This is a genomic window from Verticiella alkaliphila, from assembly GCF_018904615.1.
GTDB lineage: Bacteria > Pseudomonadota > Gammaproteobacteria > Burkholderiales > Burkholderiaceae_B > Verticiella > Verticiella alkaliphila.
Genome location: NZ_JADCNH010000005.1, coordinates 208,385 through 214,680 on the forward strand (window position 1 = coordinate 208,385; position 6,296 = coordinate 214,680).

Genomic DNA, 6,296 nt, shown 5'->3' on the forward strand with positions numbered 1-6,296 from the left:
ACAATAGTGCGAGCGTCCTCATCCGAACACCCCGATCAGCTTGATGACGATGGGAAAGCCCAGCACGATGAACGTGCAGGGAAAGATGCAGGTGACCAGCGGCAGGAGCATCTTCACGGGCGCCTGCATGGCGAGCTTCTCCGCCACCAGAAAACGCTCCGCGCGCCGCTGATCCGCCTGGGCGCGCAGGATTGGCGCGAGACTCATACCCAGCGACTCTGCCTGGATCATGGCCGTCACCCACAGGCGCACGGTGGGCACGCCGGTACGCTGGGCGAGTTGGCGCAGGGCCTCGGCCCGCGGCAGCCCCGTGCGGATGTCCGCCAACGTGTGCTGTAGCTCTTCCCGCATCGCGCGCTCCGCGCCCTTCTCGGCGGCCTGCTGCAAGGCCCCTTGCAGATTGAGCCCGCCTTCCACGCAGAGCGTGACCATGTCCAGCACGAAGGGCAAGGCGCGCGCGATGGCGCGCTGACGGCTGCGCGCCTGATCGCGCAGCCACAGCCGCGGCAAGGCCTGCCCGATGCCGGCGGCGGCCAGGGCCACGACCAGGGCAATCTGCACCTCGAGGCCCAGGCTCACGACGCCCAGCCCGCCCATCAGCGCCGCAGCGGCCAGCGCTGCCGCGCCCTGCATCCCCAGCACGTCGTTGGCTGGCAGCCGATGATGCCAGCCGGCCTGGCGCAACTGCGCCTCCAGACGATGGCGGGCCCGGCCGCTGAATCGGCGCCCTAAGGTATGACCGAAGACGGACCCTGCGGGAGCGAGCAGCCGCCACCACAGGGGCAGCGGCACGCCCACAGGCAACACCCCTGCCCGTGCCGGCAGATGCCGCCACCAGGCCAGGGCCAGCCAGACGAGCAAGCCCACGCTGACACCCGCGGCAGCGGCGATCACGCCAAGCATGGCCCGTGTCCTGTCGTGCGATGCGCGCCATGCGGCCAACCAAGGCCCTCGGACGTAACCGCACCCTGCCCGCACGGCATGCGCATGGGCCACATCGCGCGTCGTCGCCCGCTCATACGTCGATGCGGACGATGCGCCGCACCCACCAGAGCCCCAGCACCTCCAGACTGACGATGACCGCGAGCGTCATCCACCCGGCCAGCGTGCCCCAGAGCGCCGCCATGGCCTCGGGTTCGAGTCGGTCGAGCACCACGGCCAACAGAGGCGGCAAGGCACCGATCACCCAGGCCTGCAGACGCCCCTGAGCCGTCAGGCTACCGATGCGAGCCTGCATGTGCAGCCGATGGCGCACGAGCGCCGAGATCCGTTCGAGCGCCTCCGCGAGGTTGCCGCCCGTCTCTGTCGCGATGCGCAGCGCCGACACTGTGAGTGCCGTGGCTTCAGTGGGGACGCGCTGCGCCAGGCTGGCAAGCGCGGTGTCCAGCCCTACCCCCAGACGCTGCTCGCGCAGCATGAGCGCGAACTCCTGGGCGAGTGGCGCCGGCGCCTCGGTGACCAGATGCCGCAGTGCGCTGCTTACGCCGGCACCGGCGCGCAACCCTGAGGCCAGGGTCAGCAGCGCGTCCGGCAACTGGCTGTCGAAGTTCGCCAAGCGGCGCAGTCGCAGGTGGCGCAGCCCCCAGCGGGGCAGCACGATGCACAGTGCCATCACCCCGACGGCGAGCACGCCACTGCCGGCCAGCACCGCGACCAGCGCGCCGGCGAGGACACAGGCGATGACGTTGGCTATCCAGAGCTGGGCCGGATCAATGAAGAGGAAGAACTCACTCAACTGCACGCGCGCCGTTTCGGTGAAATGCCGGCGATAGCGCGCCAGCGCCGCCCGCGATGCCTCCAGGGCCAGCCAGGCCAGCACGCCCACGCTCAACGCCGCAGCCAGGACGACGATGAAGGTCATGCGAGATGCCTCGTGGGCGCTGGCACCGGCGTGCGTCCGAAGAACGGCGTGCTGTCACGCATGAGGCCGCGCGCCAGCCACGTCTCGAAGTGACGAGGCAACAGCCCTGCCCCGACGAAGGCGCCGCCCTCCCGGTCGTCCTCGAAGCGAAAGAGTTCCTGCAACTGGATGCGGCCGCTTTCGACGCCTGCGACTTCGACGATGCCCACGACGCGCCGCACGCCGGCCGTGTCGCGCGACTGCTGCACGATCACGTCCACGGCGGCGGCAATCTGCTCGCGTACCGCCGCGAGCGGCAGATCCATGCCTGCCATGAGCACCAGCGTCTCCAGCCGGGCGAGCGCGTCGCGCGGGGTGTTGGCATGCAGTGTCGTGAGCGAGCCCGCGTGGCCGGTGTTCATGGCCTGCAGCATGTCCAGCGCCTCCGCCCCCCGGCACTCGCCCACCACGATGCGATCCGGCCGCATGCGCAGCGCATTGCGCACCAGGTCCCGGATCGTGACGGCCCCTCGTCCTTCGACGTTGGCCGGGCGCGCCTCCAGGGCGACGCGGTGCGCGTGGTGCAGCCGCAGCTCGGCCGCGTCCTCGATGGTGACGATGCGCTCGCCCGCTGGCACGAAGTTCGACAGGATGTTCAGCAGTGTCGTCTTGCCTGATCCCGTTCCGCCGGAGACGACGATGTTGCGGCGCTCGCGCACGCACAGACCAAGGAAATCCACCATGGCCGCATCGAGCGCGCCGGCGCGCACCAGATCCTCGGCCTGCAATCGCCGCACGGGAAACTTGCGGATCGTGAGCGCAGCGCCGTGCAGCGCGATGGGCGGGATCACCGCGTTCACGCGTGAGCCATCTGGCAGGCGCGCGTCCACCATGGGCGCGCTCTCGTCGATGCGTCGGCCGAGCGGCGCGACGATGCGCTCGATCACGCCGATCACGGCGCGCTCGCTGCTGAAGCCCACCGGATGCCGTGCAAGCACGCCGCCCCGCTCGACGAACACCTCGTCGTGACGATTGACCATGATCTCGGAAATGTCGGCATCAGCCAGCAAGGCTTCGAGCGGGCCCAGCCCGACGGCTTCGTCCACGACCTCGCGGCGCAGGGCCTGGCGGTCCAGTCCGACGGGCATCTCATCCTGCGCGGCCGCAATGAGGCCCGCGAGCAGACCATCGGCCTCGGCACGCAAGGCCGCATCGCTCATGCTGGCCACGTCGCGCCGGCGCAGATCCATGGCTTCGAGCAGACGAACGTGCAGGCGACGGCGCCACTCCAGATGGGACGGGGAGGCGAGCCCGGCAGCATCGGCGGACGCGAGGGAGGGCTGGGCCGGCGCGGACCGTGTCGTCCCTGAGGACGGCAGGTGGTCGCCCGGTGTCGACAACGGACTGGGCTCACACAGCGCGAAGGACATGGGCGCCGACATGCCCAGCGCTCCTGGCATCGCGTCTGACGAGTCAGTGCCTTCCTTCGCAACGGCAGGGGCGGCGGACAGCGTCAGGAGGCTGGGTGTCGAGATGCGATTCGCGTCGGCAGCGAGTCTCGGCACCGTGTCAGCGGCGGGCTCGCCCGGCGCCCTGGCGAGGATCGCTTGTGCTGGCGCCGACGGGCTCGTCGCCTGCACAGAAGGCCCGTGCCAGCGGAACTGCAGCACGTGGCCGCCGATGAGTACCTCGTCACTCGGCTGCACATCGCCCTGGTGCACGATGCGCCGGCCGTTAAGCCAAGTACCGGCGAGCGAGCCCAGATCGTCCAGGCCGACGCCGCCTTCGTGCACGTAGACACGCGCATGCTGACGGGCGATGCGCCAGCCGCGCAGGCGCAGGCCACAACTCGCATCGCGGCCGATCGACAGCGGCGCCTGTGCGCGTTCGACGACGCGTTGGCCGTCATCGCGGGTCCAGGTGATCTCCAGCATCAAGGCGACTCCAGACGAAAGGGATCGATGGGTACGGCAGGGGCAAGGCTGCCACCCGGCGGGCCGAAGAGCCGGGTGGGCTCGCTGAAAGTGGCGTCAAGCACGGCGCGGCCTTCGCGCACGCGCTGCGCAAGGCCTGGGTCATCGGCGCCCACCAGCACAGGCGTCACGAAGATCGCGAGCTCAGTGTCGCGCTGCTGCACGCGCTGCGCGCGGAACAGCGCCCCCAGCAGCGGAATGCGCGACAGCCCGGGCACGGCATCCTCGTCAGTGACCTGCTCGCGTGACAGGAAGCCACTCAGCACAAGGGTCTGCCCTGAGCGCACGTTGAATTCCGTGGCCGTGCGACGCGTGCGCAGCGCGGGGCCGCTCGTCGTGGTGACGACCGGATCGACGGCGCTGACTTCGACTTCGATACGCGCGCGCACCGTACCGCTGCGGTCGATGCGCGGCGTCACATCGAGGCCGACGCCATAGGGCTTGAAGACCGTGGAGGAATTGCCGTTGGCATCCACCGTCGTGTAGGGCAGCTCGCCACCGGCGAGAAAGCTGGCCGTGGCGCCACTGCGCGCGAGCAACTGCGGCTGGGCCAGCAGCACGGCGTCACCACGTTGGGACAGGGCATGCAGCCGGGCGGAGAGAACCGCGTTCAAGCCCAGATAGCCCGCCGGACCGGCGGCGGGAAAGGCTGCCTGCGCGCCGGCAGCTCCCGGACGCTCGAGGAAGGCGCCCTTCGACCCGGCGTCCCAGACCCCCGCCGCGTTGATGCCACCGCTGCTGGTCGTGTCCCACCGTACGCCCAGATCCTGCATCTGCGAGCGCGGCAGTTCCACCACCTGCACGTCGAACAAGACCATGCGATCCCAGCCGATGGGCCCCGTGAGATCGATGACCTGGGGATAGCGGGCGACCAGATCCGAGAGCCGGACCTGGTCGGCATCGGACAGGCCATCCCCCTCGACGATGAGCTTGTCGCCCACGACCGTGCTGCGCACGCCGGGGATGCGATCGAGCACGGCAGCGAGCTCGGCCTGGATGCGGCGGGCTTCGCCAGGCACGACGTCCACGCGCAGCACGCGGCTGCTGCCGTCACGCGACCAGAGCACGAGCGAAGTGGCACCCACCCCCCGGGCAAACACGACGACCTCCCGCCCGTCGGCCGCCGCCGCGTGGAGCACATTGCCGTCGCCCACGGCGATCCGCGCCACGGCGGGCGCCGCGATGACGCGCGTCTCACCGGCGAACAGCTCCAGCGCCTCCGCGTGGGCGCTGGCCGTCGCGCCGGGCAGCGGTGCAGCCAGCGGATCGCGCGCGGGGGATGCCGCCGCCGTTGCCGAGACGCCGGGCCCCGTGGTCGGCGATGCCGGCAGCGCGGGCCTGAGCGACCGTGTCGGCGTGGGGGCGAATGCGGTTGGCGGCAATGCCCAGGCTGGCGTCGGCTCGGACAGTGGCGCCGCGGCACCAGGCGCCGTCGCGTCGCGTGGCGGCTCAGCCCACTGCGCCCAGCGCACATCTGTCTGCGCCTGGCCTCGGCCTGCGGGCAGACTCGCGAGCAACAGCGCCAGCGCGGCGCCGTACCGGGCACGGCGTCGCCGCCGCCCGCCGCAGCCCTGCGTGCGTGCCCGCCCAACATTCATGCCGACGCGTCTCACGGCAGCCCCCGATGCGCGGGCGCCGGGTTGCGCACGGCGCCGCTTGAGGCCGATGAGGTGGCCGGGCGTGCACTGCTCGCCGGCGGCTGGCGCGAGGCGGGTGGTGGCAGCACCGCGTCTTCAGGCCTGCCGTCCTGCGCCAGGAACTCGGCATGTTCGGCCCATGCCTGCGGCGCCGCGACGCGCTCGTGCAGCCCCGGGATGGCGAGCGGCCCGCGGTCGCCGAACACCACGGGTACTCCGGCTGCTGGTGCGCGCGTCGGCCGGTCCAGCCCCAGCAACCGCGCCAGATCCCCCGCCCGGCTCGGCGCGGCAGGCCCCGCATCGCCCGGATGCCGCAACATCGCCGCGATCGATCCCTGCTGGCGCGCGGCGACGAGACGCACGGCGTCCTCGGGCGCCGCATCCAGCGTCAGCGTGGCAAAGCCACGCTCCGTCGCATCCGCGAGACCGTCATGCTGCCGCCCTGTCGCGAGCACGCGGACGTTGGCGAGCAACGGTGCGGTCACACGGCGGCCTTCATGCTCGAACGACACGTACAGGTCGATCACGTCGCCGGGCTCGAGCATGCCCGAGAGCGAATTGATCTCGTCCACCGCGATGGTGACCGCGCGCCGTCCGGCGGCAAGCTGCGCCGAGAAGGGTTGCTGGCGCGCCGTGACGAGGTGACTCCACAACACGATCTCACCCCGTGGCAGGGCGCGACCGAGCCGCGCGCCTTCCGCGGCGGCGAAATCGACCGGGAGCACGGCATCCTGCGGAAACCAGGCGACGGGCACCTCGCGCACCGCGGCCGTGCGCGCATCGAGCACGGCGCCGGCGGCGAGATCCTCTGCGGCCACCACGGCCTCGCGCATGGGCTGGCGCGCG

At 71.3% G+C, this 6,296-nt stretch carries 5 protein-coding genes; all 5 read right to left on the reverse strand.

Going from position 1 to position 6,296, the window contains the following annotated elements:
- Window positions 1-18: 18 nt before the first annotated feature.
- The gene (locus IMZ29_RS06120) at window positions 19-903 is read right to left on the reverse strand and encodes a type II secretion system F family protein (RefSeq protein WP_253206891.1); all 885 of its coding nucleotides are present in this window, start codon (window positions 901-903) and stop codon (window positions 19-21) included.
- Window positions 904-1,015: 112 nt separating this feature from the next.
- A complete protein-coding gene (locus IMZ29_RS06125) occupies window positions 1,016-1,861 on the reverse strand; it encodes a type II secretion system F family protein (protein WP_216181638.1) in 846 nt (281 codons plus the stop codon).
- On the reverse strand, window positions 1,858-3,774 hold the full coding sequence (locus IMZ29_RS06130) for an ATPase, T2SS/T4P/T4SS family (protein ID WP_216181640.1): 1,917 nt from the start codon (window positions 3,772-3,774) through the stop codon (window positions 1,858-1,860). Before IMZ29_RS06130 ends, IMZ29_RS06125 begins: the two co-directional genes overlap by 4 nt.
- Complete coding sequence (locus IMZ29_RS06135) at window positions 3,774-5,411, reverse strand: type II and III secretion system protein family protein (RefSeq protein ID WP_216181643.1); 1,638 nt, start codon at window positions 5,409-5,411, stop codon at window positions 3,774-3,776. The genes IMZ29_RS06130 and IMZ29_RS06135 overlap by 1 nt, the downstream gene beginning before the upstream one ends.
- Before the next feature lie 11 nt (window positions 5,412-5,422).
- A partial coding sequence (gene cpaB, locus IMZ29_RS06140) for a Flp pilus assembly protein CpaB (RefSeq protein WP_216181646.1) occupies window positions 5,423-6,296 on the reverse strand: 874 nt, incomplete at its 5' end.